Source organism: Campylobacter hyointestinalis subsp. lawsonii, from assembly GCF_013372165.1.
In the GTDB taxonomy this organism is placed as follows: domain Bacteria; phylum Campylobacterota; class Campylobacteria; order Campylobacterales; family Campylobacteraceae; genus Campylobacter; species Campylobacter lawsonii.
In genome coordinates, this window is sequence record NZ_CP053828.1 from 1468898 (window position 1) to 1494268 (window position 25371).

The 25371-nt window shown below is 33.5% G+C and carries 26 protein-coding genes; 16 read left to right on the forward strand and 10 right to left on the reverse strand.

Translation table 11 applies throughout. The annotated features are described in order from the left end of the window. The 6 genes from hisC to CHLWT_RS07615 are packed head-to-tail and all read left to right on the forward strand — an operon-like array spanning position 1 to position 6937. Positions 1 to 1101, forward strand: coding sequence for a histidinol-phosphate transaminase (hisC, locus tag CHLWT_RS07590; RefSeq protein WP_111971157.1), 1101 nt, complete (start codon positions 1 to 3; stop codon positions 1099 to 1101). A 6-nt stretch (positions 1102 to 1107) separates the two neighbouring features. Next, positions 1108 to 2811 (forward strand): flagellar basal-body MS-ring/collar protein FliF, encoded by a 1704-nt coding sequence (gene fliF / locus CHLWT_RS07595; protein WP_111985559.1) that lies wholly within the window; start codon positions 1108 to 1110, stop codon positions 2809 to 2811. Beyond that, complete coding sequence (gene fliG / locus CHLWT_RS07600) at positions 2811 to 3839, forward strand: flagellar motor switch protein FliG (RefSeq protein ID WP_063997746.1); 1029 nt, start codon at positions 2811 to 2813, stop codon at positions 3837 to 3839. Before fliF ends, fliG begins: the two co-directional genes overlap by 1 nt. Beyond that, the gene (gene fliH, locus CHLWT_RS07605; RefSeq protein ID WP_112000239.1) at positions 3836 to 4636 is read left to right on the forward strand and encodes a flagellar assembly protein FliH; all 801 of its coding nucleotides are present in this window, start codon (positions 3836 to 3838) and stop codon (positions 4634 to 4636) included. The genes fliG and fliH overlap by 4 nt, the downstream gene beginning before the upstream one ends. A 2-nt stretch (positions 4637 to 4638) precedes the next feature. Next, on the forward strand, positions 4639 to 6468 hold the full coding sequence (dxs, locus tag CHLWT_RS07610) for a 1-deoxy-D-xylulose-5-phosphate synthase (protein ID WP_112000240.1): 1830 nt from the start codon (positions 4639 to 4641) through the stop codon (positions 6466 to 6468). A gap of 58 nt (positions 6469 to 6526) precedes the next feature. Continuing rightward, complete coding sequence (locus CHLWT_RS07615) at positions 6527 to 6937, forward strand: Fur family transcriptional regulator (RefSeq protein WP_063997743.1); 411 nt, start codon at positions 6527 to 6529, stop codon at positions 6935 to 6937. Positions 6938 to 6957: 20 nt separating this feature from the next. Here CHLWT_RS07615 and CHLWT_RS07620 read toward each other — a convergent pair whose 3' ends face one another. Genes CHLWT_RS07620 through CHLWT_RS07635 form a run of 4 tightly spaced genes read right to left on the reverse strand, consistent with a single transcriptional unit; the run spans position 6958 to position 11656 of the window. After that, positions 6958 to 8001 (reverse strand): ABC-2 transporter permease, encoded by a 1044-nt coding sequence (locus CHLWT_RS07620; protein WP_112000241.1) that lies wholly within the window; start codon positions 7999 to 8001, stop codon positions 6958 to 6960. Next, positions 7998 to 9047, reverse strand: coding sequence for an ABC transporter permease (locus CHLWT_RS07625; RefSeq protein WP_112000242.1), 1050 nt, complete (start codon positions 9045 to 9047; stop codon positions 7998 to 8000). Before CHLWT_RS07625 ends, CHLWT_RS07620 begins: the two co-directional genes overlap by 4 nt. Continuing rightward, positions 9037 to 10686 carry an ATP-binding cassette domain-containing protein gene (locus CHLWT_RS07630; RefSeq protein ID WP_112000243.1) on the reverse strand — a complete coding sequence of 550 codons (1650 nt, stop codon included), beginning with the start codon at positions 10684 to 10686 and terminating at the stop codon, positions 9037 to 9039. The genes CHLWT_RS07625 and CHLWT_RS07630 overlap by 11 nt, the downstream gene beginning before the upstream one ends. Then, complete coding sequence (locus CHLWT_RS07635; RefSeq protein ID WP_111948030.1) at positions 10670 to 11656, reverse strand: HlyD family secretion protein; 987 nt, start codon at positions 11654 to 11656, stop codon at positions 10670 to 10672. The genes CHLWT_RS07630 and CHLWT_RS07635 overlap by 17 nt, the downstream gene beginning before the upstream one ends. A gap of 142 nt (positions 11657 to 11798) precedes the next feature. On the opposite strand from CHLWT_RS07635, the gene CHLWT_RS07640 reads away from it, so the two are divergent. Genes CHLWT_RS07640 through serC form a run of 4 tightly spaced genes read left to right on the forward strand, consistent with a single transcriptional unit; the run spans position 11799 to position 16153 of the window. After that, positions 11799 to 13190: a CYTH domain-containing protein gene (locus tag CHLWT_RS07640; protein WP_112000244.1), complete on the forward strand. Its 1392-nt coding sequence runs from the start codon at positions 11799 to 11801 to the stop codon at positions 13188 to 13190. After that, positions 13191 to 13901: a bifunctional demethylmenaquinone methyltransferase/2-methoxy-6-polyprenyl-1,4-benzoquinol methylase UbiE gene (gene ubiE, locus CHLWT_RS07645; RefSeq protein WP_111948028.1), complete on the forward strand. Its 711-nt coding sequence runs from the start codon at positions 13191 to 13193 to the stop codon at positions 13899 to 13901. Beyond that, complete coding sequence (gene xseA / locus CHLWT_RS07650; protein ID WP_112000245.1) at positions 13902 to 15065, forward strand: exodeoxyribonuclease VII large subunit; 1164 nt, start codon at positions 13902 to 13904, stop codon at positions 15063 to 15065. It begins immediately after the preceding gene. Between the two features lie 11 nt (positions 15066 to 15076). Continuing rightward, a complete protein-coding gene (gene serC / locus CHLWT_RS07655; RefSeq protein WP_111948026.1) occupies positions 15077 to 16153 on the forward strand; it encodes a 3-phosphoserine/phosphohydroxythreonine transaminase in 1077 nt (358 codons plus the stop codon). A gap of 7 nt (positions 16154 to 16160) precedes the next feature. On the opposite strand, the gene CHLWT_RS07660 is transcribed toward serC, so the two are convergent. Then, positions 16161 to 16496: a hypothetical protein gene (locus CHLWT_RS07660; RefSeq protein ID WP_111971147.1), complete on the reverse strand. Its 336-nt coding sequence runs from the start codon at positions 16494 to 16496 to the stop codon at positions 16161 to 16163. Positions 16497 to 16592: 96 nt separating this feature from the next. After that, positions 16593 to 17189: a peroxiredoxin gene (locus CHLWT_RS07665; protein WP_063997733.1), complete on the reverse strand. Its 597-nt coding sequence runs from the start codon at positions 17187 to 17189 to the stop codon at positions 16593 to 16595. 228 nt (positions 17190 to 17417) lie between these two features. Between CHLWT_RS07665 and accD the strand changes: the two genes are divergently transcribed. The 6 genes from accD to recO are packed head-to-tail and all read left to right on the forward strand — an operon-like array spanning position 17418 to position 21656. Next, the gene (gene accD / locus CHLWT_RS07670) at positions 17418 to 18299 is read left to right on the forward strand and encodes an acetyl-CoA carboxylase, carboxyltransferase subunit beta (RefSeq protein ID WP_111971146.1); all 882 of its coding nucleotides are present in this window, start codon (positions 17418 to 17420) and stop codon (positions 18297 to 18299) included. Next, the gene (locus tag CHLWT_RS07675; protein WP_063997688.1) at positions 18299 to 18748 is read left to right on the forward strand and encodes a 23S rRNA (pseudouridine(1915)-N(3))-methyltransferase RlmH; all 450 of its coding nucleotides are present in this window, start codon (positions 18299 to 18301) and stop codon (positions 18746 to 18748) included. The genes accD and CHLWT_RS07675 overlap by 1 nt, the downstream gene beginning before the upstream one ends. 9 nt (positions 18749 to 18757) lie before the next feature. Then, positions 18758 to 19126, forward strand: coding sequence for an RNA polymerase-binding protein DksA (gene dksA, locus CHLWT_RS07680; protein ID WP_063997687.1), 369 nt, complete (start codon positions 18758 to 18760; stop codon positions 19124 to 19126). After that, a complete protein-coding gene (locus CHLWT_RS07685; protein WP_112000246.1) occupies positions 19123 to 20127 on the forward strand; it encodes a hypothetical protein in 1005 nt (334 codons plus the stop codon). The genes dksA and CHLWT_RS07685 overlap by 4 nt, the downstream gene beginning before the upstream one ends. After that, positions 20124 to 21041, forward strand: a complete 918-nt coding sequence (locus CHLWT_RS07690) for a tRNA dihydrouridine synthase (RefSeq protein ID WP_111948021.1) — start codon at positions 20124 to 20126, stop codon at positions 21039 to 21041. Before CHLWT_RS07685 ends, CHLWT_RS07690 begins: the two co-directional genes overlap by 4 nt. Beyond that, a complete protein-coding gene (gene recO, locus CHLWT_RS07695) occupies positions 21042 to 21656 on the forward strand; it encodes a recombination protein RecO (protein WP_111948020.1) in 615 nt (204 codons plus the stop codon). It begins immediately after the preceding gene. Here the strand turns inward: recO and CHLWT_RS07700 are convergent, their stop codons facing one another. From CHLWT_RS07700 to hsrA, 4 genes are all read right to left on the reverse strand, one after another. Continuing rightward, positions 21657 to 23093, reverse strand: a complete 1437-nt coding sequence (locus tag CHLWT_RS07700; RefSeq protein ID WP_063997683.1) for a Ppx/GppA phosphatase family protein — start codon at positions 23091 to 23093, stop codon at positions 21657 to 21659. Further along, positions 23093 to 23344, reverse strand: a complete 252-nt coding sequence (locus tag CHLWT_RS07705) for a YfhL family 4Fe-4S dicluster ferredoxin (RefSeq protein WP_034962533.1) — start codon at positions 23342 to 23344, stop codon at positions 23093 to 23095. The genes CHLWT_RS07700 and CHLWT_RS07705 overlap by 1 nt, the downstream gene beginning before the upstream one ends. A 78-nt stretch (positions 23345 to 23422) precedes the next feature. Next, the gene (locus tag CHLWT_RS07710) at positions 23423 to 24646 is read right to left on the reverse strand and encodes a sensor histidine kinase (RefSeq protein WP_176320885.1); all 1224 of its coding nucleotides are present in this window, start codon (positions 24644 to 24646) and stop codon (positions 23423 to 23425) included. Positions 24647 to 24684: 38 nt separating this feature from the next. Beyond that, positions 24685 to 25356 (reverse strand): homeostatic response regulator transcription factor HsrA, encoded by a 672-nt coding sequence (hsrA, locus tag CHLWT_RS07715; protein WP_034962532.1) that lies wholly within the window; start codon positions 25354 to 25356, stop codon positions 24685 to 24687. Positions 25357 to 25371: the final 15 nt, after the last annotated feature.

The window sequence follows — 25371 nt, forward strand, 5'->3', positions numbered from 1 at the left end:
ATGAAGTTCAACACACATTTGCAAAATTTACCTATTTATGAAGCCGGAAAACCTATAGAGCTAGTCACTAGGGAGTTTGGCATAGATCCAAAAGAGATTATCAAGCTAGCTAGCAACGAAAATCCACTAGGAACTAGCAAAAAAGTAATCTCTATCATAAAAGAAAAAGCCAGTAGTGCTAGTTTGTATCCAGATGATAGTTTTTATGAGCTAAAAGATGCTTTAGCAAACCTATATGAAGTAAGCTCAAAAAACATTATCATCGGTAGCGGAAGCGACCAGATCATAGAGTTTGCACTACATGCAAAAGCGAACGAGAAAAGCGCGATTTTAACAGCAGGTATAACTTTTGCTATGTATGAGATCTACGCCAAACACGTCGGTGCAAAAATTTATAAAACAAAAAGCAAAGAGCATAATCTAAATGAGCTAAAAGAACTCTATCTTGCTCATAAAGATGAGATTAGTATTATATTTCTATGTTTGCCAAACAACCCTTTGGGCGAATGCCTTGATGCAAAAGAAGTGATGGATTTTATAAGTATCGTTAGCGAAGATACGTTAGTGGTGACTGATTGTGCTTATATGGAATTTGCTAAATTTAAAGATAGCAAAAAAGCTATAAATCCAAAAGAGCTTATAAGTAAATTTAAAAACACACTATATCTAGGTACGTTTTCAAAAGCTTATGGTCTTGGTGGAATGAGAGTTGGATATGGTATAGCAAATACAGAGATAATCACTGCTCTTCACAAACTAAGAGCCCCTTTTAACATCACTACTTTAAGTCTAGCAGCAGCATTACAAGCTTTAAATGATCAAAAATTTATAGAAAAAACTATTAAAAATAACTTTAAAGAGATGAAAGTGTATGAAAAATTTGCAAAGAAAAATGGTATAGAATTTATCCCTAGTTACACGAATTTTATCACTTTTGTGTTTAATAAAAAGCAAAATGCGTCACAAATAGCAGATAATCTTCTTAAAAAAGGCATTATATTAAGAAATTTAAAAAGTTACGGACTAAATGCCATTAGAATCACGATAGGCAAAAAGAAGCAAAATAAACGAGTTTTAGCTGAGTTAAAGAAGGAAATTTAATAAAATATGGATTTTAAAACACTCTTTCATCAAGTCGGTCAGCTATATCAAAATCTCACAAAAAAACAGAAAATAGTCGCAGCTAGTAGCATAGTTGTCGTAGTTGGGTTTTTGGTATTTTTAAGCCTATATAAAAGTAGCGGGGGTGGGAGTGAGCAGTACGACGGATATAGTGTTTTATTTAGAAATTTAAATCCAGCAGACTCAGCACAGATCATCGACCAGCTAGAAAAAGACGGAGTAAGCTACAAACTTGCAAATGAGGGAACAATACTAGTTCCTACAAAAAGCGTCTATAAAGAAAGGATCGCAATTGCGAGTCTTGGCATTCCAAAAGAAGGCAAAAATGGTTTTGAGATATTTGATAAACAAGATTTTGGAGCTACTGATAACGAACAAAGAGTTAAATTCCAAAGAGCGTTGCAAGGTGAGCTTGCTAGAACTATCGAGAGCCTTGAGCCGATACAAAGAGCTACTGTATATATAGCGTTCCCAAAAGACAGCGTATTTACCGAACGTCAAATCCCGCCTACTGCTTCTGTTGTAGTCAAGATAAAAGACGGCGAAAAACTAAATAGAAAACAGATAGATGGCATAAAAAGAATAGTTGCTGGTTCTGTATCAAATTTAAAACTAGAAGACGTAAAAATAGTAACTAGCGATGGCGTAGCAGTAGGAGAAGACGAAATAGCTCTAGAAAACGAGCTAGTAGCTGCTCAGATAAAATACAAAAGAGAATTTGAAAGCTCATATGAGCAAAAAATCATAGATATGATAGGCAAATTTATAGGAGGGCGAGATAAAGTCACAGCAAAAGTCAGCATTGAGTTTGACTTTTCTGCTAAGGATAGCCATAGTGAAATTTATGATCCAAACTCAGTCATTAGAAGCGAACAAAATATAGAAGAAAAAAGAGAAGGCAGACAAGAAAAAGAGGTAGGTGGAGTCCCAGGTGCAGTTAGCAACATAGGTCCAGTACAGGGGCTAGAAGATAATAAACTAAAAGAACTATACTCTAAAAACGTAGCAAATACAAACTACGAAATATCAAAAAAAATCATAAAAGTAAAAGATCAATACGCAACCATAAAAAGAGTAACTGCAGCAGTAGTAGTCGATGGCAAATATGAAAACACAAAAGACGAAAATGGCGCATTTACCGATATATTGACGTATGTTCCATTAAGCACAGAAGAGCTAGATAAGCTTAAATCTTTAGTTGAACAAGCCATAGGGTATGATAAAAACAGAGGAGATGAGGTAACTGTTAGTAATTTCGAGTTTAAGCTATCACAAAAAGGTCAAAGCTCAAAAGTAGATTCGTTTATAAATACTTATTTAAATCCTTTATTGCCATTATTTAAATATATCATAGCATTAATAATACTCTTTGTATTTTACAAAAAAGTCATAACTCCATTCTTAGAAAAAATGCTAAAAGACGCAAAAGAAGACGAGTTCATACCTCAAAAAGAAGATATGAAAGTCGAAGAAGATACAGAAGATGTTTTAGAGAAATTTAAAGCAGCAAGAAAAAGAGTTGAAGAACAGCTTGGTATTGGCGAGGAATTCAATGAAGATGAACTAAAATATGAAGTATTATTAGAAAAAATGAAACTTATCGTATCAGATAGAGGTGAAGAGATAGCAAATTTACTTCAAGGTATGATAAAAAACGACTCTGACTTTAGTTCTCGCAAGGAGTTTTGATGACAAAGCTAGACGAACAACAAAAGATGATCTATGATGACCTTAGTATGCCAGAAAAGGTCGCAATACTTCTAATTCAACTTGGCGAAGACGCTACAACGCTTATATTTTCTCATATGGATATCGACGTTATCACCGAAATATCAAGATATATAGCAAGTGCTAAAACTATAGATAAAACAGTCGCCGCAGCTGTTTTAGAAGAGTTTTACGCCCTTATGCAATCAAATCAATATATGAAAAGTGGCGGTATCGAATACGCAAAAGAAATTTTATTTCGTACTTTTGGTCCTGAGATCGCACAAAAAATCATGGATAAACTTCAAAAATCCATGGAAACAACTAAGTCTTTTGGCTACTTAAGTCAAGTCAGACCTCAGCAACTAGCTGATTTTATCATGAAAGAACACCCTCAAACCATAGCTCTTATAGTAGCACATATGGACGCTACTAGTGCGGCTGAAACGCTTGTATATTTTCCTGATGAGCTTAGAAGCGAAGTGATAATTCGTATGGCAAATTTAGGCGATATAAGCCCATCTGTAGTAAAAAGAGTTTCAACCGTACTTGAGAGCAAACTTGAAAGCCTTACTAGCTACAAAGTCGAAGTCGGAGGCCCAAGAGCTGTTGCTGAAGTGCTTAACCGTCTTGGTCAAAAAGCTAGTAAATCTACTATCGGCATCATCGAACAAACAGACGCTAATCTTGCAACAACCATAAAAGAGATGATGTTTACATTTGAAGATATCAACACGCTTGATAACAACGCTATACGCGAGATACTAAAAGTAGTAGATAAAAAAGATCTAATGATAGGATTAAAAGGTAGCGGCGAAGAGTTAAAACAAAAATTCCTATCAAATATGAGCCAACGTGCAAGCGAAGCATTTGTAGAAGAGATGCAGTTCTTAGGTGCAGTTCGTGTAAAAGATGTCGAAGAAGCTCAAAGAAGAGTCGTAGAAGCAGTACAAAAACTCTCCGAAGAAGGAGTATTCCAAGTCGGTGAAAGCGATGAGATGATAGAATGATACTAAGCAACGTCATAAATCAAGAAGAAAATAAAGAACATATCGTAGAACAGTATAGATTTAAGGTAATAAGCTCATTTTCGCAACCTGCCCCAGAAAAACAAATAGAACAACCTATAAAAGAAGATCAGCCTGAGTTAGTAGAAGAGACAAAAGATGAGGCTCAAAAAGCTGTAAATTCATCAGAAGATACGAAGTTAGAGCCGAGTTTTATAGAAGAACTTCTAAAACGAACTGAAGAGCTTAGCGAAAATATAGTAAAACTTCAGCTACAGATAGAAAATCAAGAAAAAGAATTTAAAGAGAGACTTGAAACTGAAGTAAATAGGACAAAAGAAGATGCATTAAAAGAAGGAGAGAGTTTAGCTAAAGCTAAATTTGATGCTGAACTTAGTGAAATTGAGACAAAATATACAAACTCTATCAAAAAGCTTGATGAAGAAAAAGATAAACTAGAAAAACTATACCAAAAAAGCGAAAAAGAGATAGCAAACACAGCTATAGACATAGCAAAAGAAGTGATATTAAAAGAGATAAAAGATAGCTCAGCTGCCATAGCATCAAATATAGCAAAAAATTTGATTGGGGAGCTAGAAAATGCTTCGCAAATAGAGATAAAAACAAACCCAGAAGACTATGAGTTTGTCAAAGAAAATATCAAACTATCTAGCAACCTAAAAGTATCTGCTGATGATGCCATAAGCAAAGGCGGGGTTATTATATTGAGCGATATAGGAAATATAGATGGAAGCGTTGCTGAGAGATTTGAAAAAATCAAAAAAATACTAAGTGAGTAGAAATGGATATAAAATCAAAAAGCATAGATGAACTCTCAAATTTATGCAAAGATATCAGAAGTAAAATACTTAAAATAGTAAGTCTAAATGGAGGCCATCTTAGCTCAAATATGGGTGCAGTAGAGTTGAGCGTGGCTATGCACTATGTTTTTGATCCAAAAAACGATCCGTTTATATTTGACGTAAGCCACCAAAGCTATACTCATAAGCTCTTAACAGACAGATGGGACGATTTTGACACTCTTAGACAATTTGGCGGTATAAGTGGATACACAAAACCTAGCGAGAGCAAATTTGACTACTTTGTAGCAGGACATAGCTCTACTTCTATAAGTATCGCAGTTGGTGCTTGTAAAGCCATAAAACTAAAAGGTGAAAAAAGACTTCCAGTAGCCTTAATAGGAGACGGGGCAATGAGTGCTGGTATGGCTTATGAAGCTCTAAATGAGCTTGGGGATAGAAAGTATCCTTGCGTCATTATATTAAACGATAACGAAATGAGTATATCAAAACCCATAGGAGCTCTTAGCAAGTATCTATCTCAAATGATGGCAGGGCAGTTTTATCAAAAATTTAAATCCCGCGTAAATCAGTTCTTAAGCTATGTTCCAGACTCAGCAGCATATATGGCAAAACGCCTAGAAGAAGGTATAAGGCTCATAACACCGGGTATGTTTTTTGAAGAGTTGGGGCTTGAGTATATAGGACCAGTTGATGGGCACGACCTAAAAGCACTCATTTCTACTTTAAATACTGCAAAAACAATGAATAAACCGGTCATAGTTCATGTCCAGACCATAAAAGGCAAGGGATATGAGCCAGCTGAGGGTAAATTTGAAAAATGGCACGGAGTAAGCCCGTTTGATCCACAAAGTGGAGAATGCACCAAAAAAAGTGGCACAAAAAATGCAACTTCTATATTTAGCGATCTGCTTTTAAGCTTAGCTAAAAAACACGAAAATGTTGTGGGAATTACTGCTGCTATGCCAAGTGGAACCGGACTTGATAAGCTTATAGAAGCCTATCCGGAGCGTTTTTGGGACGTGGCTATAGCCGAGCAACACGGAGTTACATCTATGGCAGCTATGGCAAAAGAAGGCTTTAAACCATATATTGCTATTTATTCAACCTTTATGCAAAGGGCGTATGATCAAGTTATTCACGATGTGGCAATTATGAACTTGCCAGTCGTCATCTGTATGGACAGAGCAGGAATTGTAGGAGAAGACGGCGAAACTCATCAAGGAGTATTTGATATAAGCTTTTTAAATGCAATACCAAATTTAACGCTAATAGCACCTAGAGACGCCGCAACTTTCTCAAAAATTATGGATTTTTCATACTCTTTTAACTCACCTTTAGCCATCAGATATCCAAGAGGAAGCTTTATGCTAGATAGTGAGTTTGAAGCAAAAGATATAAAATTCGCAAAAGCTCAGATCCTTAAACAAGGAGATAGTGACGTAGCATTCATAGGATATGGAAATGCAGTCGGAAAAGCTATAAAAGTTGCTAAAAATTTAAATTTTAAAGGAACAATCATAGACTTAGTGTTTGCAAAACCACTTGATGAAGAGATGCTTTTAGGGCTTGCCAAAACAACTAAGCGTTGGTATATTTTTAGCGATAGTGCAAAAAAAGGTGGGATTGGCGAGATATTAGCTGGATTTTTACAAGAAAAATTATTATCTAATATCAGCATAAAAAGCTTTGAATACGAAGATAAATTTATAAAGCATGGAAATCAAGCTCTTATCGAAGATAGCTTAGATATAAGCGTAGAAAAAATTTCTGAATTTATTTTAAAAGATAAAAAATATTATCTATTATAATCTATTCTTAAACTTTTTTCTGATAAAATCAGCCACAAAAATTTAAGAGGAAAATAGTATGGATTTTATCGAAATGCTTAAACAAGCAAATTTAAAAGCTACTCCGCAAAGGCTGTGTGTTTTAAAGCTTCTTGATAAACACACCCATCCAACTATAGAAGAACTATACTCTGAGATAAAAAAGGATTATCCTTCTATATCTTTAGCTACGGTTTATAAAAATTTAAATACTTTGATTGACGAAAAATTAGTCATAGAAGTAAATACGCCTAACCAAAAAGCAAAATACGACATATACGAAGTACCGCATATTCACGTAGTTTGCTCAAATTGCGGCTCGGTAACTGATGTAAGTTGCGATGATGCTAAAATGAGCGAGTATCAAGAGCACCTAGAGAAAAAAATAGGTAACTTTATAGATAGACTAAACATCGTAGCTACGACATCAGGCTGCAAAAAATGTAGATAATCCGACAAAAATCGGATTATCTATCTTAGAATACTTCTTCTAAAAAATATCAAAGTTATTATAAATACAACTATACCAAAAACAGCCATAGGCAAGATATACTCTAAAGACTGCATAAAGCTTATATCTTTTAAAAGTACGCCTTTTACAAAAGCTATGTGATAAGTTAGCGGTACAAAGTAACTAATCGGCTGAAGCCATGATGGCATATTTTCTATAGGTGTAGCAAACCCAGAAAGCATAAACGAAGGAAGTAAAAATACAAAAGCTCCTAGTATGGCTTGTTGTTGTGTATTTGAAAATACAGATATAAAAAGCCCGATACTACACACGCAAAATATAAAAATAGCAGTCCCTAGATACAAAAGCCATAAAGAACCCACTATAGGCACTTTAAAGAAAAAATATGCTATAAACAAAACTACGCTTGATAAAACCAAACTTATCAAAAATGCAGGTAAAAGTTTCCCAAGAAGTATCTCAAATGAGCTCAAAGGCGAAACTATAATCTGATCAAAAGTGCCAACTTCTCGCTCTCTTGATATGCTAAGAGATGTTAAAACTATAGACATCACCATAAGGATAGAACACGATAAATTTGGAACTATCCACCAAAAATTATCTAAATTTGGGTTATAAAAATTTCTCTCATCTATGCTTAAACCAGAAATAGTTTGCTCTATATAGCCATTTGCTATCTGAGCAGAGTTTGAATACCGCCCATCCATCACAAGTGCTAAGTTTTCACCCTTACTAAAGTTTTTTGGTATCACTAAAAATGCTAAAACTTTTTGATTTGTGATCAGTCTTTTGCCCTCTTCATAGCTTTTTACCATGGTTATATTTTTTATAAATTTAGCACTCTCAAGCTTTGTGATAACCTCTTTAGCGTAGCTTGAACTATCTAAATTTAAAATAGCTAAATTTAAATTCTTAACCTCAAGTGTAACAGAAAATGCAAAAATCAGTATCTGCAAAAGAGGTGGCACGATGATGACAAACATACTTCGCCTATCATTTTTTATGGCCAAAGCCTCTTTTTTGATGAGCGCAAGTAGTCTCAATCTAGCCTCCTTTTAGACTTCAAAATCACAAATGCAAACAGCACAGATCCTATCAAAAGCATACATAAAGCATCTTTGATAAATATCTCATAACTATCTCCAACTAAAAATATATTTCCCAAAGAGCTTACAAAATAAGTCGCCGGAACTACTTTTGCGACATATTGCAATAAATTTGGCATATTATTTATCTCAAATATAAATCCAGATAACAAAAACGCAGGTAGAAATCCTACGAGTATGGAGACTTGAGCTGCTACAAACTGATTTTTAGCCAAAGTAGATATAAGCAGTCCTATGCAAAGTGCTGGAAAAAGATAGATAAAACTTAGTAGAAAAAGTATAAAAATGCTGCCGCGAAAAGGGATTTCATACCAAAAATATGCCACAAAAAAACATATAAGCACAGAAAGCATCGCCAAAACAAAATACGGTATGAGTTTGCCTAAAATTATTTCTAAATTCGATAAAGGAGTAGTCATAAGTAGCTCCATAGTCCCTCTCTCCCACTCTTTAGCAACTATAAGAGAAGTAAGAAGTGTGCCTATTAAAGTCATAATCACAGCTATAGATCCAGGTATCAAAAAATATCTACTTGATAGCTTTTCATTAAACCAAAACCTGCTATCTATAGTATTTTTTGATGATATAATACTACTTGCATATTGTTTTATCAAATTTGCACTATTTGGTTCGCTTCCATCAGTGATAATTTGGAATTTCAAGCCACTTTTATCATCATCTATAACCAAAAATCCACTTATCTTACCCGTTTTTAGATCTACTATTAGCTCATTTTTATCATAGCTTATTTTGGTATCAAAAAAATTTGAAGCACTAAATTTAGACATTATCTCTTTTGCATCTTTAGAACTACTAAAACTCACCAAGCCAAAAGGTATATTTTTTGCGTCTAAAGATACGGCATAACCCATTAAAAATAGCAAAATAAGCGGTAAAAGTATGGCGATAAGAGCCGTGCTAGGATCACGAAGAGCTTGCAAACTCTCTTTTAATGCCAGAGCAAAAATCCTTTTAAAGCTCATTTGAACCCTTTACAAGTCTGATAAACGCCTCTTGCATACTGATATCATCTCCAAATTTAGATTTTATCTCACTTGGCGTTCCTACTGCTATACAAGTTCCTTTATTTATGATCATAATCCTATCGCAAAGTTCAGCCTCATCCATAAGATGAGTTGTAATCATAACGCTAATGCCAAGCTTTGAGATAGCATTTATATGTCTCCAAAACTCTTTTCTAGTGATAGGATCAACACCGCTTGTCGCCTCGTCTAAAAATAGCACAAGTGGCGAGTGCATAAGCGAACAAGAAAGTGCCAAACGCTGTTTTAGCCCGAGACTTAGCTCATCTACTTTGTTTTTTAAGTATGGTTTTAAACCGAAAATTTCTATCATAGAAGCTATTTTTTCACTCTTTTGTCTTCCTTTTAGACCATAAAGTCCAGCAAAAAACTCAAGATTATCTTTAAGACCTAAATTTCCATACAAAGAAAACTTTTGAGCCATATATCCTATGGCGCCTTTCATATCATTTATATCTTTGTTATATATCAAAGACTCTCCGCTACTTCTTGCTAAAAGCCCACATATCATCTTAAAGGTAGTTGATTTTCCCGCTCCATTTGGCCCTAAAAATCCAAATATCTCACCACTTTTTATCTCAAAACTTACATTATTTGTAGCTACAAATGAACCAAATTTCTTTGTCAAATTTATAGCTTGAACGGCAAAACCATCTATCTTACGAGCTGGTGTTAAGACTTTGCTTAGCTCTGAGTGAGCTTTTGTTTTTATTTTTAGTATGTCTATGAAAGCATCTTCAAAATTAGGTTTAATGCTTTTAAATTTAACATCTTTAAAATCATCAAAAAATGCATTATCTTCTGTTTTTAGTATAAATTTAATATCTTGTCCTATCAGATAAGCATCAAGCACATTTTCATACTCCAAAAGCTTTGTTAAAAGCTCTCTTTTATCTGCTTTAGTTCTAGCCAAAAATACCCTATTTTCAAGTATAATCTCTATCTTTTTTGGGCTATCATCATATAGAATTTGACCTTTATTTAAAAGTATGACTTTATCGCACAAACTAGCTTCATCAAGATATGAAGTGGCCCAAAGTATGCAAACATCATTTAGACTTCTTGCCATATCCCAAAGCTCTGCTCTAGATATAGGATCTACGCCTACTCCTGGCTCGTCTAATAAAAGCAATTTAGGCTTTTTTAAGAGTGTCACGCCAAATGCGAGTTTTTGCTTCATTCCGCCGCTTAAACTACTTGCAAGCCTATCTTTAAACTGCTTTAAATTTGTAAATTCAAGTAGCTCATTTATCCTATCGTTTGGGTTTTTTATACCTTTGAGTTTTGCATAAAGTTTTAAATTTTCTTCGCAGCTAAGATCACCATAAAGTCCAAACATTTGTGGCATATAGCCTATATTGTCTAAAAACTCTTGAGAGCTCATCTTGCCTCCTAGCACTTCTAGCTCTCCGCTACTTGGGCTTAAAAGTCCAGCACATAGCCTAAGAAGAGTGGTCTTTCCTGCGCCATCAGGCCCTACTATTCCTGTTATCCCAAAAGTAGCACTAAAGTTTAGCTCACTTAAAGCTTTAGTGAGCGGTTTATGAAAAACTTTTGAGAGATTAGTTGCTTTTATCATCGCTAAATTTAATATGTACTGGCATTCCTTGTTTTATCCTTTCATCTGCGTTACTTAAAGTAACTTCAAATTTATAAACAAGATCAGCTCTAAGCTCTTGTGTTTGGATATGTTTTGGAGTAAATTCTGCAACACTTGAAATAAAACTCACATATCCTTCATAAGGCTCTTTTTTTGCGTCACTAAAAACTCTCATTTTTGCCCCTAATTTAAGAGTTCCAAGATGAGGCTCATCTATATAAGCTCTTATAAAAAACTTATCCATTCTAGCTATCTCTACAATAGGCTCATTTGCTCCTGCCATACTTCCTGCTTCTTTGTAAATTTTTTGCAAAACGCCATCGTAAGGTGATTTTAAAACTGAATTATTTAAGTCTAACTCTACGCTTTGTAGCTGTATTTTTAGGGAATTTACAAGCTCACTCTGAGCCAAAATATCCTCTTTTCGGTAACCATTTTTTAACTGCTCATAATTTGCTTTAGATAGATTTAAATTTGCTCTCATCGCTTCAAGCGTAGTTTGTGAGTTCATAAACATCTCTTTTGAAGTAGCGTTTGCTTGCATGAGCTTCTTTTGTCTATCAAAAGTGTTTTGCGCTTCTTTTAAATTTGCCATAGCCATTTCGTATTTTGCTTTTGCTTGTTCTATCTCTTCAACCCTATAGCCTGATTTTAATTTTTCTAAATTTATCTCTTCAAGTTTGATCTTTGTTTGTAAATTTAAAAAAGAGTTTCTAAGATATGAATCATCCATAAATACGATATCTTCGCCTTTTTGAACTCTTAATCCCTCTTTTTTGCTTATCTTTTCTATCTTACCTAAAAATCTAAAAGCAAGATCGACCGTTTTTGTATCCACATTGCCGTAAAATACGGAAACTTTGGCATCAAGGGCATTTTGTTTTTCATAAAATTTATAACCCAAAAACACCAAAACAAACGCTAAAATAATTAGCAAGATCTTTTTCAAGCCCATCTCCAAAAAACAAAATTTAGCGTAATTATACAATTACTGGCGTTAAATAGTTCTGAATGATAAACTAGATATAAAGCTATGTTTTAGTAGATTTTAGTTAAAATATTTGCGTTTTTATAAAAAATAAGGACTAGCTTTGGTTTTGGAAATAAAACGTAAATTTTTACTTGATGAACCGTTACAACCAGCTCTAAAAGAGGACGGTGCAGAGTTTAAACAAATAGACATCTTGCAATTTTACACAAAAATTTCATCAAACGAAGAGATAAAATTTAAAAAAGTCGAGGAATTTTATACTAAAACAAAGACAATCAAAAAAGGTCTTATAAAAGAAGAAAAGCAAGAGCCAATATCAAAAAAAGAGTTTGAAGTAGCTCTTAATTGTGGAGATTATCCACGTATCTCAAAAAGCAGATTTAGCTTTAAACTAAATAATCAGCCCTGTAGTATAGATATCTATAAAGACGAGCTTTGCGGACTTTTTATATTTGAGATAGAATTTATGACAAGAGATGATGCAAATAAGTTTGTGTTGCCTGAGTTTTTACAAAACAGCGTCTTAAAAGAGATAACAGGCGATAAAAATTACACAGATATAAATTTAGCACTTTTTGGAAAGCCAGATTTTAAATTTAGTTATAAAAACTCACTAAAAATTATAGAAAAACTAGGCGACTTCAAGCTATTTTTTGCTTCATCTATAAGCACTTACGACGCCATTAGAATGGTGCTTTTTCAAATTTGCAGATCTATGCTAAAAAACAACTTAAGCTACCTAAAATCAAAAGATAAAAACTCACTTGAAAAGCTCTGTTTTGATATAGAAAAAACTCTATTTTTCTTAGAAACTTTTACAAACGTAATAGATGAAAAAGTCGTAAGTAAATTTATAAACGAATTTGAAATTTTACATTCTAAAATATCAAATTTGATAGAGCTAAATTATGCCCTTGAATGTGCCGGAGCCGCTGGATTTGAGTTAGACAAAGCATTTGTCACAAAAAGGCAAATTCTAGAAGATGAAATAAGACTAGCTCTTAGCTCTGATGATTTTGATGAGCTAATAAAAGAGTGGGATATCGTGCTTAGCGACGAAAATGATTTTTACGTATCAAGCAACTATAGGATTCCTATAAAATCAAGTGTTGCGTATAATCTTAGAAAAATTAGTCTAAAAACCATAAAAAGTCTAAGAGGTCAAAACCCAAAAAATACACTCTCTGAGTGCAAAAAACTAAATGTTTTTTTAGGATACTTCGAGGATTTATTTATGATAAAATGCGAGAGCAAGCTCATTAAACAAACAGATAAAATAATAAAAATATATAAATTTATTTCAGAATGCAAGGTATTTTTAGACATTAAATTTAATCTAAAATCTAGTCAAAATTTAGATACTTTCAACAAAAATATAGATTCTCAAATCAAAAAATTAAACAAAAAAATAGCTAAAAAATCCAAAAAAATCATAGAAAATTTATATAAATTATCAAGAAATTTGAAGGTTTATTATCAGAAGGAAATTTAAGTGGAAAAACAAGAAAAAATCATAGAAATGTTCAACCAAATAGCGCCGACTTATGATAAAGCAAACAGAGTTCTTAGCTTTGGAGTTGATATAAGCTGGAGAAAAAACGCGTGTGAAATCTTACTAGATAAGCTAAAAACAAGCGATATAAACATAGTAGATATTGCATGCGGAACAGGCGATATGATGGGTATTTGGGAGCAAATGGCAAAGAAAAAAAATATAAAAATTTCTTCTATGACTGGCGTTGATCCAAGCACCGGGATGCTTGAAATCGCCAAAGAAAAATTTCCAAACTACAACTTTATAACCGCATTTGCAAACAAAACTTCGTTACCAAGCGACTTTGCAGACATAGTAAGCATCAGCTATGGTATAAGAAACGTAGTTGAGCTAAAAGAGGCGTTAAATGAATTTAATAGGATATTAAAACTAGGCGGATACGTCGCTGTATTAGAATTTACAAAACGTCAAAATAGCGGATTTATATCAAAAATAAGAGATTTTTATCTAAGCAAAATATTACCAAAAATAGGCGCTCTCATCAGCAAAAATGAAGAAGCCTACAGATATTTACCAAGTAGCATAGAAAACTTTTTTGATAAAACGGCGTTTTGTGCCTTGCTTGAAGAAGCCGGATTTGAAGTAGAAATCTGCAAAGGCTATAGCTTTGAAGTCAGCACGCTCTTTGTAGCAAAAAAAGTGAAATAAATGACTGTTAGCGAACTAAATGAACAAGCCAAAACTCTACTAGAAACCCACTTTAGCTTTGTTGAAGTCACTGGGGAAATTTCTAGACTTATAAAACACAGCTCTGGGCATTGGTATTTTAGCTTAAAAGATGAAAAAAGCGTCATAAGTGCCGCTATGTATAAATTTAGCAATCAATCAGTCAAATTTGATGTAAAAGACGGGCTAAAAGTCACACTGCAAGGAAAACTAACTATTTATCCGCCAAGTGGAAGCTATCAGCTTTTAGCAAATAAAATGTTGCCTGAGGGAGTTGGTGAGCTTGAGTTTGCATTTAATCAGCTAAAAGAAAAATTAGAAAAAGAGGGGCTTTTTGATATCAAATTTAAAAAATCTCTCCCTAAATTTCCAAAAAAAGTAGCTCTTATCACTAGCCTTACTTCAGCAGCCTACCAAGATATGTTAAAAGTAATAAAATCAAGATTTAAGCTGTGCGAGTTTGTGGCATTTAACACTTTAGTTCAAGGCGAAAATGCCGCTAAAAACATCATAAATGTGCTTAATAAAGTTGATAAAATGGGTTTTGATGCTTTAGTTTTAGCAAGAGGTGGCGGAAGCAAAGAAGATCTTTGGTGCTTTAATGACGAGAGTTTGGCAAGAACTATATTTGCTTTGCAAACTCCGATTATATCAGCTATCGGACACGAGATAGACTATAGCATAAGCGACTTTGTGAGCGACCACAGAAGTCTTACTCCAACAGCTGCGATGGTAGATCTTTTACCTGATGAGTTAAATTTAATGCAAGGTTTAGATATGGCATTTGATACTTTAACAAACTATGTAAATCAAAAAGTACAAAAATGCCAAAATATTTTAGATTTAAAAATATTAAATTTAAAAAATCAAGCACTAAGCCAAAAGATAGAAAAATTAGCCATAAGTTTAGAAAATAAAAAGGCAAATTTAAACAATATAGTGCAATCAAAACTGGTAAATCAGACGCATAAATTAAGAGAGTTTGAACTGATATTTTACGAGCGTGAGCAGTTTTTTAAAGCCACAAAAAATATGGTTCAAATAGAAAAAGACGGAAAATTAATCTCACTTGAAAAACTAAAAAAAGATGATGTTATAAAACTTTACTCGCAAAATACACAAAAACAAGCAATAATAAAATCTTAGAAAGGTAAAAAATGAACAGAGTTTTAAATTTCAGTGCAGGACCTAGCGCCTTGCCACTTAGCGTTTTAGAAAGAGCAAGAGATGAGTTTATAAGCTACAAAGGTATGGGATTTAGCATAATGGAAGTAAGCCATAGGGGAAAAGTTTTTGACGAGCTTCACAACAACGCCATAGCTAAAGTAAAAAAATTTTACGGCTTAAATGACGATTATGCCGTATTATTTTTACAAGGCGGAGCGACTTTGCAATTTGCTCAAATTCCTATGAATTTATATAATGGTGGCGTGGCTGAGTATGTAAATACAGGCGTTTGGACTACAAAAGCTATAAAAGAAGCAAAAATTCAAAATATCAATTACAAGGTAATAGCAAGTAGCGAAGATAGCAAATTTGATCACATTCCAAATTTTAATTTTAGCGATGATGCTGATTATGGCTATATCTGCTCTAATAACACAATTTATGGCACACAATACGCCACACTTCCTAGCCCAAAATGCCCTTTGGTAGTCGATAGTAGCTCTGATCTCTTAAGCCGTGATATTGATTTTAAAGCACATAATATCGGATTATTCTATGGCGGAGCACAAAAAAATGCAGGACCTGCTGGTATAACCATCGTTATAATCCGCAAAGATTTAGCAAATAGAGTCAAAGAGAGTGTCCCAACTCCTCTTCGCTATACGACTCAGATAGAAGCGAATTCTTTGGCAAATACGCCTTGTACGTTTGGTATATATATGTTTGATCTAGTTTTAGACTGGATAAAAGATCAAGGCGGACTAAATGCTATAAATAGCATAAATCAGAAAAAAGCTGCTATGCTATATGATTTGATCGATGGCTCAGATTTTTACACAGCATTTGCAAAACCAGGCTCAAGAAGTATAATGAATGTTAGCTTTGCTACACCTAATGCTGAGTTAGATATGAAATTTGTCAAATTAGCAGAAGAAAATGCGATGATAGGTCTAAAAGGTCATAGAATCTTAGGCGGTCTAAGAGCTTCAATATATAACGCAGTAACCACGCAAAGCGTCCAAACTTTATGTGAATTTATGAAAGAATTCCAAAGAACACACGGATAAACCTATCCTAAGCAAGCGCTTTTTCTAACTCTAAAATCCTAGTATTTATAATCGTGATTTTAGTTATTAAATCAGTAGCTTGCTCTGTTAAACTCATTAGCATATTTTTAGCATATTCATTTGGAATACTCGATAAGGCTCTTATTTTCTCTTCAACTTTACCTAATTGCTTTTGTAATCTTTCTAACTGCTCTTCTAAAAGCTCTATAGTCTCTTGGATCATAGCAGTTGGACTTTTGCTTTCTTGAGTATCCATATTATCATCTTTTTTGTTAATTGAAATCTTTTTGGTATTACTAAAATCTTGCGAAGTTATATCTATTCTTGTAGAATTTATTTGCATCTATTACTCCCATATTAATTCATTATATTTTAATATCGGAATAAATATTTAAATTTAAAGAAGTTTAAAGCCCCAAAAATGGAGCTTTAAATCAAATTATAGTTTATCACCATCAGTTGAAAGATAGCTAGCTACGCCTTCAGTTGTAGGTTTCATACCTTTATCACCTTTATTCCAACCAGCTGGGCAAACTTCACCATGCTCATTTGTAAATAGCATTGTATCTACCATTCTTACCATTTCATCAATGTTTCTTCCAAGTGGAAGGTCATTTATAACAGCGTGGCGAACTGTGCCATCTTTGTCTAATAAGAAGCTACCTCTTAGAGCAACTGCATCATCAAACAATACATCAAATCCTTTTGCCCACTCTTTTTTAAGGTCAGCTACTAGTGGGAATTGAACTCTACCGATACCACCTTGTTTAACATCAGTCTCTCTCCAAGCAAAGTGGCAATACTCGTTATCGCAACTTACACCGATAACTTCAATGCCTCTTTCTTTGAATTCTCTATATCTATGATCAAATGCTATAATCTCACTTGGACAAACAAAAGTAAAATCTTTTGGGTAGAAAAATACAACTGCACCTTTTGGGCCTATATGTTTGTAAAGTTCGAAATTCTCTTCGATTTGTCCATTGCCAAGTACTGCTACACCGCTTAGTTGTGGCGCTTTGTTTGTTACTATCATAAGTAATCTCCTTAATAATTTTTATTTGTAAGTATATTGTATTAAATATAATTTAATTAATTTTAAACACTACTATCTTTTTTATCTTATTTATACAAAAACATAAAAAATTTAGCACAAAATTACACATTTAATATATTTTTATTGAATTTAAATGCAATTTTTCTTTAAAGATAAATTTGGCTAAATTTAGCTATAATCGACCAATTTTTTAATGTAAGGAAAAAAATGTTTGGTGACTTTTTTTCAAAAATAAGACGAAAACAATCAGATCCTAGCGAAGCACCAACCCACTGGATAAAATGTGATAGCTGTAACTCTTTAATGTATTATAAAGAGGTCGAAGCATGCTATAATGTATGCCCAAAATGTGGCTACCACATGAGACTTAGCCCTAAAAAAAGAATAGAACTAATAGCAGATGATGGAAGTTTTGTTGAATTTGATTCAAATTTAAAGCCGATTGATCCACTTAAATTTGTAGATAAAAAATCATATAAAAAAAGAATTAGCGAGAGCGAAGAAAAGACGGGTAAATCAAGCTCTGTTATCTCAGGAGAGGCCACCATAGACTCAGTTCCTATACAGCTAGTTGTATTTGATTTTGGATTTATGGGTGGAAGTCTTAGCTCAGTAGAAGGCGAAAAAATCACAAGAGCTGCTAAAAGAGCCATAGAAAAAAGACAAGCTCTCATTATAGTAAGCGCTAGTGGTGGGGCTAGAATGCAAGAAAGCACATTTAGCCTTATGCAAATGAGTAAAACTAGTGCGGCTTTAAAACTCTTAAGCGATCATAAACTGCCATATATTTCAGTGCTGACAGATCCTACTATGGGCGGGGTTTCAGCCTCGTTTGCTTGGCTTGGTGATTTGATCATCGCAGAGCCAGGAGCACTTATAGGATTTGCCGGTCAAAGAGTGATAGAACAGACCATAAAGACCAGCTTACCTGAGGGGTTCCAAAGAGCAGAATTCTTACTTGAGCATGGTCTAATAGATGCCATAGTCCCTAGAAGCGAACACAAAAAATACATTGCAGATATGGTAAGATTTTTGACAAATAACCCAAAAATAGAACAGAAGATAGATTTTAAATTTAAGGCGGTTTGATGCAAATTTTAGTTCATTGTATTCAAAAAAGCAGTGATGATTTTAAAGAGATAAACGAATACATAAAAATGAGCTCAAAATGGGCTGATATAAAAGATATAAATAAATTTAATTCTCAAATAGCAAAAGCACAAAGCCTATCAAAACAAAATGCCCACGTTGCTTATGACAACGTTTATATGCCTTGTGTAGATGGTTTTTGCATAGGGCTTGACGAAAAAGGCGATGAACTAGACAGCCCGCAGTTTGCAGATCTTCTAAAAGATAGTCAAAAAATTTCATTTTTTATCGGTGGTGCTTATGGTCTAAGCTCGGAATTTAAGTCAAAAATGAATAGGTTAGTAAGTCTATCTAGGCTTACTTTAGCACACAAAATAGCAAAGCTTATGCTTTTTGAGCAAATTTTTCGTGGTCTTTGCATAAATGCAAATCATCCATACCATAAATAAAGGAATTCGATGACAAATAGTGATTTAGAGTATTTTAAAAAACTTCTTGAAGAGAGAAAATTACAAATCAAAAAAAATATCTTAGATGCAGAGGGTGAAATAAATGGATTAAGAGATAGTGGAGCAAGTGATGAGTTTGATTTTGCAAATATAAGTGCAGACTCCATTTTAGAACAGTCTATCTCTTCAAAACAAAAACAAGAGTTAAACGAAATAGGCGTAGCTTTAACAAAGATAGCAAACAAAACTTATGGAATTTGTGAAATGTGCGAAGATGAAATAGACATAGAACGTCTAAAAGTAAATCCTCACGCACGCCATTGTATAAGCTGTAGAGAACTGATGGAAAAAAATAATAAAAATAAGGATTTAAGATGAAAGCAAGAAGGTATATACTGTATTCTATTTTGTATGTTGCCTTGGTTTGGGTGCTAGTTTTTACATTTTTTAATGGACGATTTACGATAAGCGTATTTGAATACAGTATAGACTTGCCTATCGCATCATGGGTCATCTTACCAATAGGGCTATTTGCGTTGCTTAGCATCTTGCATATGAGTTACTACGGGTTTAAAAACTTTTTAGATGCTAGAGCAGTAAGAAGCGATCTTCAACTCTACAACATACTTGCAAAAGAGGTTTTTTTAGGGCTTGAGTCAAATAAAGAGTTTAAAACAGATCTTTTTTTAAATCCTAGCGAGGCTACTAAAGCACTATCTCCGTGGCTAAATTTAGGCGAACCTAAATTTAATAACGATGATCTAAAGTTAGCTTATGAGACTTCGCAAAAGATCAAAAATGGTGAAGTTTGTGAAATTAAAAAAGTTAAACTTTTAAAAACAAATCCGCTATTTATACAAAATGAAAAAAATAAGATAAAAGCCGACTATAAGTACGCCTTGAGTATATTATCCACAAAAGGCGATATAAATGAAAGTCTATACAAAGAAGCATATAACGCCTTGATAGAGTATGGAACTTACCTAGAAATATCTAAATTTAATCTAAAATATTCTAATGAAGATATCATAAAACTCATAAATAGATATGTTGAAGATAAAAACTTTGAGATAGCAACTTCTGATCTGTTTAATATCATCAATAAAAATCAATTTGAGTGCGAAGAATATATCAAAATGGCTATAAATTTAAAAACAAAAGTGGCTCCAGATAAGCTAATTGGTATATTTGACAAACTTAGAAATGAGCATTTAAATGCTAGTGAAGCTTACTTATATCTGCTTTATGATTTTCAAATGATAGAAGAGCTAAGAGAAGCTTTGGCAAGCTCTCAAAACGATGATTTTGACAAATTAAAAACTCTTATGTTTTTAAGAGATAATGGAAAAATGGTATCTGCAGATATTTTCTATAAATGATAGACTTTAGCTCAAAGCCTCTGTTTTTAGCCCCTTTGGCAGGATTTTCTGATATAGCACTTAGGGGCGTGGTCAAAAAATTTGGTTGTGATGTTACGACAAGTGAAATGATAAGCTCTAACGCTTTGGTTTATGAGTCAAGCAAAACCCTTGCTATGATAGAAAAAAATACGGCAGAAACGCCATATATAGTTCAAATAGCAGGAAGCGACAAGCGCATTATAGAACAAGCCGTTTTGATATTAAATGATATAGATGGTATAGATGGTATAGATCTAAACTGTGGATGTCCAGTTCCTAAAGTAGTCAAACAAAATGCCGGTTCTGCCCTTTTAAACGATATAAATTTACTATGTGGCATTTTAGAAACCATCAAAAAAACTTCCAAAAAAAGATACACTTCGGTTAAAATTCGTCTTGGATTTAACCAAAAAACGGCGCATTTAATAGCGCGAGATCTACAAAACGCCGGATGTGATTATATCTGCGTTCATGGACGTACAAGAGCTGGTGGATACAGCGCAAAAGTCGATTATGATGCGATCGCTAAAGTAAAACAAAGCGTAAATATACCGGTCATTGCAAATGGCGATATAAATAGTAAGAACATAGAAGAGGTTTTTAAACAAACTAGCTGCGATGCAGTGATGATAGGAAGAGCAGTAATCGGTCAGCCGTGGATCTTTTATGAGATAAAAAATAAAAAAAGTATAGATCCTAAGCTCAAAAAAGACATTATTATAGAGCATTTTGATCAGATGATAAAACATTATAAGGATCAAGGAGTAGCGATCTTTAGAAAACACCTACACGAATATTCAAAAGGTATAAATGGTGCAAGTTCTTTTAGAAATGATATAAACTCAATAACAAACAAAGATGAAATGCTCCAAGCCATAAAAGCATTTTTTTAGATGCAAGGCTATATATTGCGCGTACAAAAGGTGCGTGATGAGGACTGCTTAGTCTTTATACTTACCGAAAATAAACTAGTAAAATCATATAGATTTTATGGCGCAAGACACTCTATTATCACTCAAGGCTTTAAGCTTGATTTTGAGCTTGAAGGCGGAGGAGTATTTTTACCCCACCTTAGAAATACTATGCATTTAGGATTTAAATGGCTTTTTCAAAGAGAAAGACTGCTGGTTTGGCAACATTTTATGAGATTGCTTTATGAGCATTTAAAGGGCGTAGAAGAACCTGGCGATTTCTACTATAATTTATTAGATATATGCGCGTATAAATTTGAAAAACAAAATCCAAAACGAGTGATTATAGAGGCATATCTACAAATTTTGGATTTTGAAGGAAGACTGCATAAAGATATCTGCTGTTTTTTATGTAATCAAAAAATAAAAGGAGAGCTATCTTTGGCTAGAGGTTTTCTACCATCTCATATCAGTTGTCTTAATAAAACCAAATTCTTGCATCAAGATATCGCAAAACTATTTTCTTCAAAAAAATGTACGCATATTAGCGATAATGACATAGATAGCCTTTATTATATCGTATTAGAAGGTCTTTAGCTAGTCAAAAGTTATAGCAAAAATAGCGGGTTTAAATAGTTTTTTGATATTATCTTTTGCCATCAAAAAGTTTTTTATACCCTTTATATGCAACGTATGATTTATAAACTCAAGCCTAACTTCATCAGATACACTTAGAGATTTTGCTAGTCCTAGCAAAAAGCTTAGCCACCAGACATCGCTCACATTAGGAAGTAAATTTGCAAACTCACCAAGATCTGTAACTTGCTTATTTTGATACTCTATGATAAAGGCTATCAAGGCTTTTTGCTCGTGAGTATAACCATAATTAAGTCCATTTTTAACCAAATAACTACTATGTGTATGTTCTGAATAAAATCCGATAGACCTACCTATATTATAAAGTTTAGTCGCACAAAGCAGATCAGGAAGATATCTATCATCGACTTTATGGATAGGTTTTAAGATATCAAACAACCTTTTTGCATATCTATATGTATTTTCATTGCCTCTTTTAGAAAATCTATCTTGCAAACTTCTAAGGCTTGGATTAAAATTTTTTGGAAATTTGATACCAGGTCTTAGTATATTTGTAAGAAATATACCTTCTCTAACTCCAGCACCACTTGTGTATATGGTTTTAGCCCCTAGTTTTTTACTAAGTTTTGCAAAGATTGTCGCGCCTTCTCTAATGGTATCATATCTATCTTTTTTTATAGGAAAATCCTTCATATCAAAGATATTTGAATTTGCTAATTTTTCTATAAATGCAGAATGTTCAGCGTAAGGGTAAGAAAAGTTATGAACAAGCTTTAATGGATGTTTTTGTATCTGCATAATAGCATTTGATATAGCCCTAAGACTTCCACCTATAGCCACTATATTGTTACTAGCAAACTCTTTTGGTAAGTTCTGCAAGACTTCATCTATAAATTTAGAAGCACCTGCTGTATTTTTCTTATCAAAAAATAGCTCTTTTATCCTTACTGTTCCTATATTTAAAGATATGGTATTTTCTATCTTGCCGTTTTTTATCTTAGCTAACTCAGTAGATCCGCCACCTATATCTATAGTAGTAGCCTCATCAAGCGGAGAGAGTAAATTTAGTGTGGCGATCCCGCCGTAGTAAGCTTCTTTGTTGCCATCTATCACTTTTAGTCCAAGCCCAAGCTCTTTTTTGATCCTATTTATAAAGATATTTGAATTTGGTGCATCTCTAAGAGCCGAAGTACCTGCACATAAAACCTTATTAACTTTATAAAGTTTTATAAAATAGCTAAATTCTTTAAAAGCATAAAATACCTTATCCATAGCTGCGTCTTGTAAAACTCCGCCGTTTTCATACGCGCCCTCTCCTAATCTTACTTTGATCTTATACTCACGCAATATATAAAATCCTAGCCTACTCGTACGTTCAAAAATAGCCATTCTAGCCGAATTTGAACCAAGATCGATGACTGCTACACGTTTAGGCATTAATTCCCTTCTAAATACTGTTCATGTTTAAATTTAAGCTCTTCTGGAGTTTCGATGTTGTCTGGATCTGGAATGATACAATCAACTGGACAAACCACAATACAAGCCGGTTCGGCATAATCGCTAATGCACTCACTGCATCTATCTGGATCTATCATATATGTAGGCTCATCTTCGTAAATAGCCTCATCTGGACACTCTTCGCGACACGCATCGCAACTTATACAATCTTTTGTTATCATTAAAGACATTTTTAACCTTTCAAAGTAATTGTTTTAAAGCAGGTTTATACTATATTTTCACTTTAAAATATTTGAATTTGGCATAATTTAACGCTTTTTTAAATTTACTGGTATGGTTAAAGTCGCTATCGCTCCGCTTAAGTCTTCTTTGTTTTTTATACTAACCGTGCCACCCATAGCCTGAGCAGCACCTTTTGCTAAGAAAAGCCCAAGCCCCGTGCCACCTTTATCGCCATATCTCTTAAATGGCGCAAACAGATCCTTGCTCTCATCTATTCCCATACCACTATCGATAACATAGACGCTAAACTCTTTTCCTACTAGCTTTGATCTAATCTCGATCGTAGATTCAACTGGAGAAAATTTGATCGCATTTTGCACGAAATTTTGTATCACGTGTAAAAAAAGCGTCTGCTGAACTAATATCTTTAAAGATTGCGGTTTTAAATTTAGTTTTATATCTTTATTATCGCCTCTAGCTAGTATCAAAAAGTTATTTCCTATCTCATTTAAATAAGCTATAATATCGATATATACAGGCTTTTCAAACTGAGCTCCTTCTTGACGACCTATTTCTAAGATAGAAGTGATCATTTTATTCATTTGGTCTATAGATTCGTTATTATTTTTTAGAGCTTCTATATATTTTTGAGCCTCTCTTTGTTTTATGAGCGTAACTTCATTTTTAGTTTTCATAACAGCAAGAGGGGTTTTTAGCTCGTGAGCGGCGCCGACAAAAAGTTCTTTTTGATATTTAACAAACGTAAGTATCCGTCCGATCAGACGATTGATACTATCACCAAGAGGCTTAAACTCATCTGGAAGCTCATCTACACTAAATTCTTCTAAAAATCTCTCATTTAATTTACTAAGTTTTAAACTCAAAAGCTTTATAGGAAGTAGCAACATCCTAGATAAAAATAGAGCGTAAAATAGCACTAAAAATATAGCAGTCGCGTTTATTATCAAAATATCAACCAAAATTTGATTTACTATATTGCTGTATTCTGTAGTATCTTTTTCTATTACCAAAAGCATAGAATCTTTAAATGGATAATATAGCGTTAAAAAAGTACTCTCTTCTCTTTGAGTTTGGATAAATTTAGGACGTGAAAGTTTTTCTGAGTTTTCTTCTATTTTTATAAGGGTCAAATCTTTGATATTTGGATAATAAAATTCTATATTTCCGATCTGCAATTCGTTTGATAAAAGTATATTTTTAGCTTGTAAAGTTAAGCTTCCTACTATGTTTTCAAATATAGTGATCTTGATATAATGATATAACATCACCGAAAAAATTACAATCAGCATCGCTCCAGCAGATGCTAATTGTAATGCGAATTTAGCCCTTAAGCTTTTTTGGGAAAGCAAAATCTATATCCGCGACGTCTTACTGTTTCTATAGTAGAGATATTTAACGGTTTATCCATTTTTTGACGAATTTGATTGATAGCAACTTCTATAACGTTTGGAGTAACTAGCTCAGGTTCTTCCCAAATAGCATCTAAAAGCTGTTCTTTGCTTACTATTTGATCGCTATGACGTGCAAGATGAGTTAAAACTTCAAAAGGCTTTCCTTTTAGCTCTATCTCTTGACCTAGATATGTGATCTTTTCTTCATCTGGATCTATGGTTAGCTCATCTATTTTAATAACATTTGTGCCGCCAAAGCGAAGTCTAGCTTCAAGACGAGCTACTAAAACATCAAAATCAAACGGTTTTTTGATATAATCATCAGCACCAGCTCTTAAAGCCTTTATTTCGCTTTCTTTATCGTCTTTTGCTGAGATTATGACAGCAGATGTACGCGGGCTTTTTTGTTTTATAACATTGATAAGATCTACGCCATCTCCATCAGGCAACATCCAGTCGCTTAAAACTAGATCATAATTTCTAATACCTATATAATACTCAGCATCTTTGAAACTTTCTGAGCTATCTGTTTGGTAACCAAATTCCTGCAAACCCTCCGCTATTGTTTTATTTAGCGTAACTTCGTCTTCTACTATCAAAATTCTCATTATGTTTTCCTTAAA

Bases quoted from the DNA above. Each gene is read 5' to 3' on its own strand.
- CHLWT_RS07615 (WP_063997743.1), top strand. From the start codon at position 6,527: ATGGATTTTATCGAAATGCTTAAACAAGCAAATTTAAAAGCTACTCCG.
- CHLWT_RS07630 (WP_112000243.1), bottom strand. From the start codon at position 10,686: ATGATAAAAGCAACTAATCTCTCAAAAGTTTTTCATAAACCGCTCACT.
- fliF (WP_111985559.1), top strand. From the start codon at position 1,108: ATGGATTTTAAAACACTCTTTCATCAAGTCGGTCAGCTATATCAAAAT.
- CHLWT_RS07625 (WP_112000242.1), bottom strand. From the start codon at position 9,047: ATGAGCTTTAAAAGGATTTTTGCTCTGGCATTAAAAGAGAGTTTGCAA.
- dxs (WP_112000240.1), top strand. From the start codon at position 4,639: ATGGATATAAAATCAAAAAGCATAGATGAACTCTCAAATTTATGCAAA.
- fliH (WP_112000239.1), top strand. From the start codon at position 3,836: ATGATACTAAGCAACGTCATAAATCAAGAAGAAAATAAAGAACATATC.
- fliG (WP_063997746.1), top strand. From the start codon at position 2,811: ATGACAAAGCTAGACGAACAACAAAAGATGATCTATGATGACCTTAGT.
- CHLWT_RS07705 (WP_034962533.1), bottom strand. From the start codon at position 23,344: ATGTCTTTAATGATAACAAAAGATTGTATAAGTTGCGATGCGTGTCGC.
- dksA (WP_063997687.1), top strand. From the start codon at position 18,758: ATGACAAATAGTGATTTAGAGTATTTTAAAAAACTTCTTGAAGAGAGA.
- CHLWT_RS07710 (WP_176320885.1), bottom strand. From the start codon at position 24,646: ATGCTGATTGTAATTTTTTCGGTGATGTTATATCATTATATCAAGATC.
- CHLWT_RS07660 (WP_111971147.1), bottom strand. From the start codon at position 16,496: ATGCAAATAAATTCTACAAGAATAGATATAACTTCGCAAGATTTTAGT.
- xseA (WP_112000245.1), top strand. From the start codon at position 13,902: ATGACTGTTAGCGAACTAAATGAACAAGCCAAAACTCTACTAGAAACC.
- CHLWT_RS07690 (WP_111948021.1), top strand. From the start codon at position 20,124: ATGATAGACTTTAGCTCAAAGCCTCTGTTTTTAGCCCCTTTGGCAGGA.
- CHLWT_RS07685 (WP_112000246.1), top strand. From the start codon at position 19,123: ATGAAAGCAAGAAGGTATATACTGTATTCTATTTTGTATGTTGCCTTG.
- CHLWT_RS07665 (WP_063997733.1), bottom strand. From the start codon at position 17,189: ATGATAGTAACAAACAAAGCGCCACAACTAAGCGGTGTAGCAGTACTT.
- hsrA (WP_034962532.1), bottom strand. From the start codon at position 25,356: ATGAGAATTTTGATAGTAGAAGACGAAGTTACGCTAAATAAAACAATA.
- CHLWT_RS07675 (WP_063997688.1), top strand. From the start codon at position 18,299: ATGCAAATTTTAGTTCATTGTATTCAAAAAAGCAGTGATGATTTTAAA.
- recO (WP_111948020.1), top strand. From the start codon at position 21,042: ATGCAAGGCTATATATTGCGCGTACAAAAGGTGCGTGATGAGGACTGC.
- serC (WP_111948026.1), top strand. From the start codon at position 15,077: ATGAACAGAGTTTTAAATTTCAGTGCAGGACCTAGCGCCTTGCCACTT.
- CHLWT_RS07700 (WP_063997683.1), bottom strand. From the start codon at position 23,093: ATGCCTAAACGTGTAGCAGTCATCGATCTTGGTTCAAATTCGGCTAGA.
- hisC (WP_111971157.1), top strand. From the start codon at position 1: ATGAAGTTCAACACACATTTGCAAAATTTACCTATTTATGAAGCCGGA.
- accD (WP_111971146.1), top strand. From the start codon at position 17,418: ATGTTTGGTGACTTTTTTTCAAAAATAAGACGAAAACAATCAGATCCT.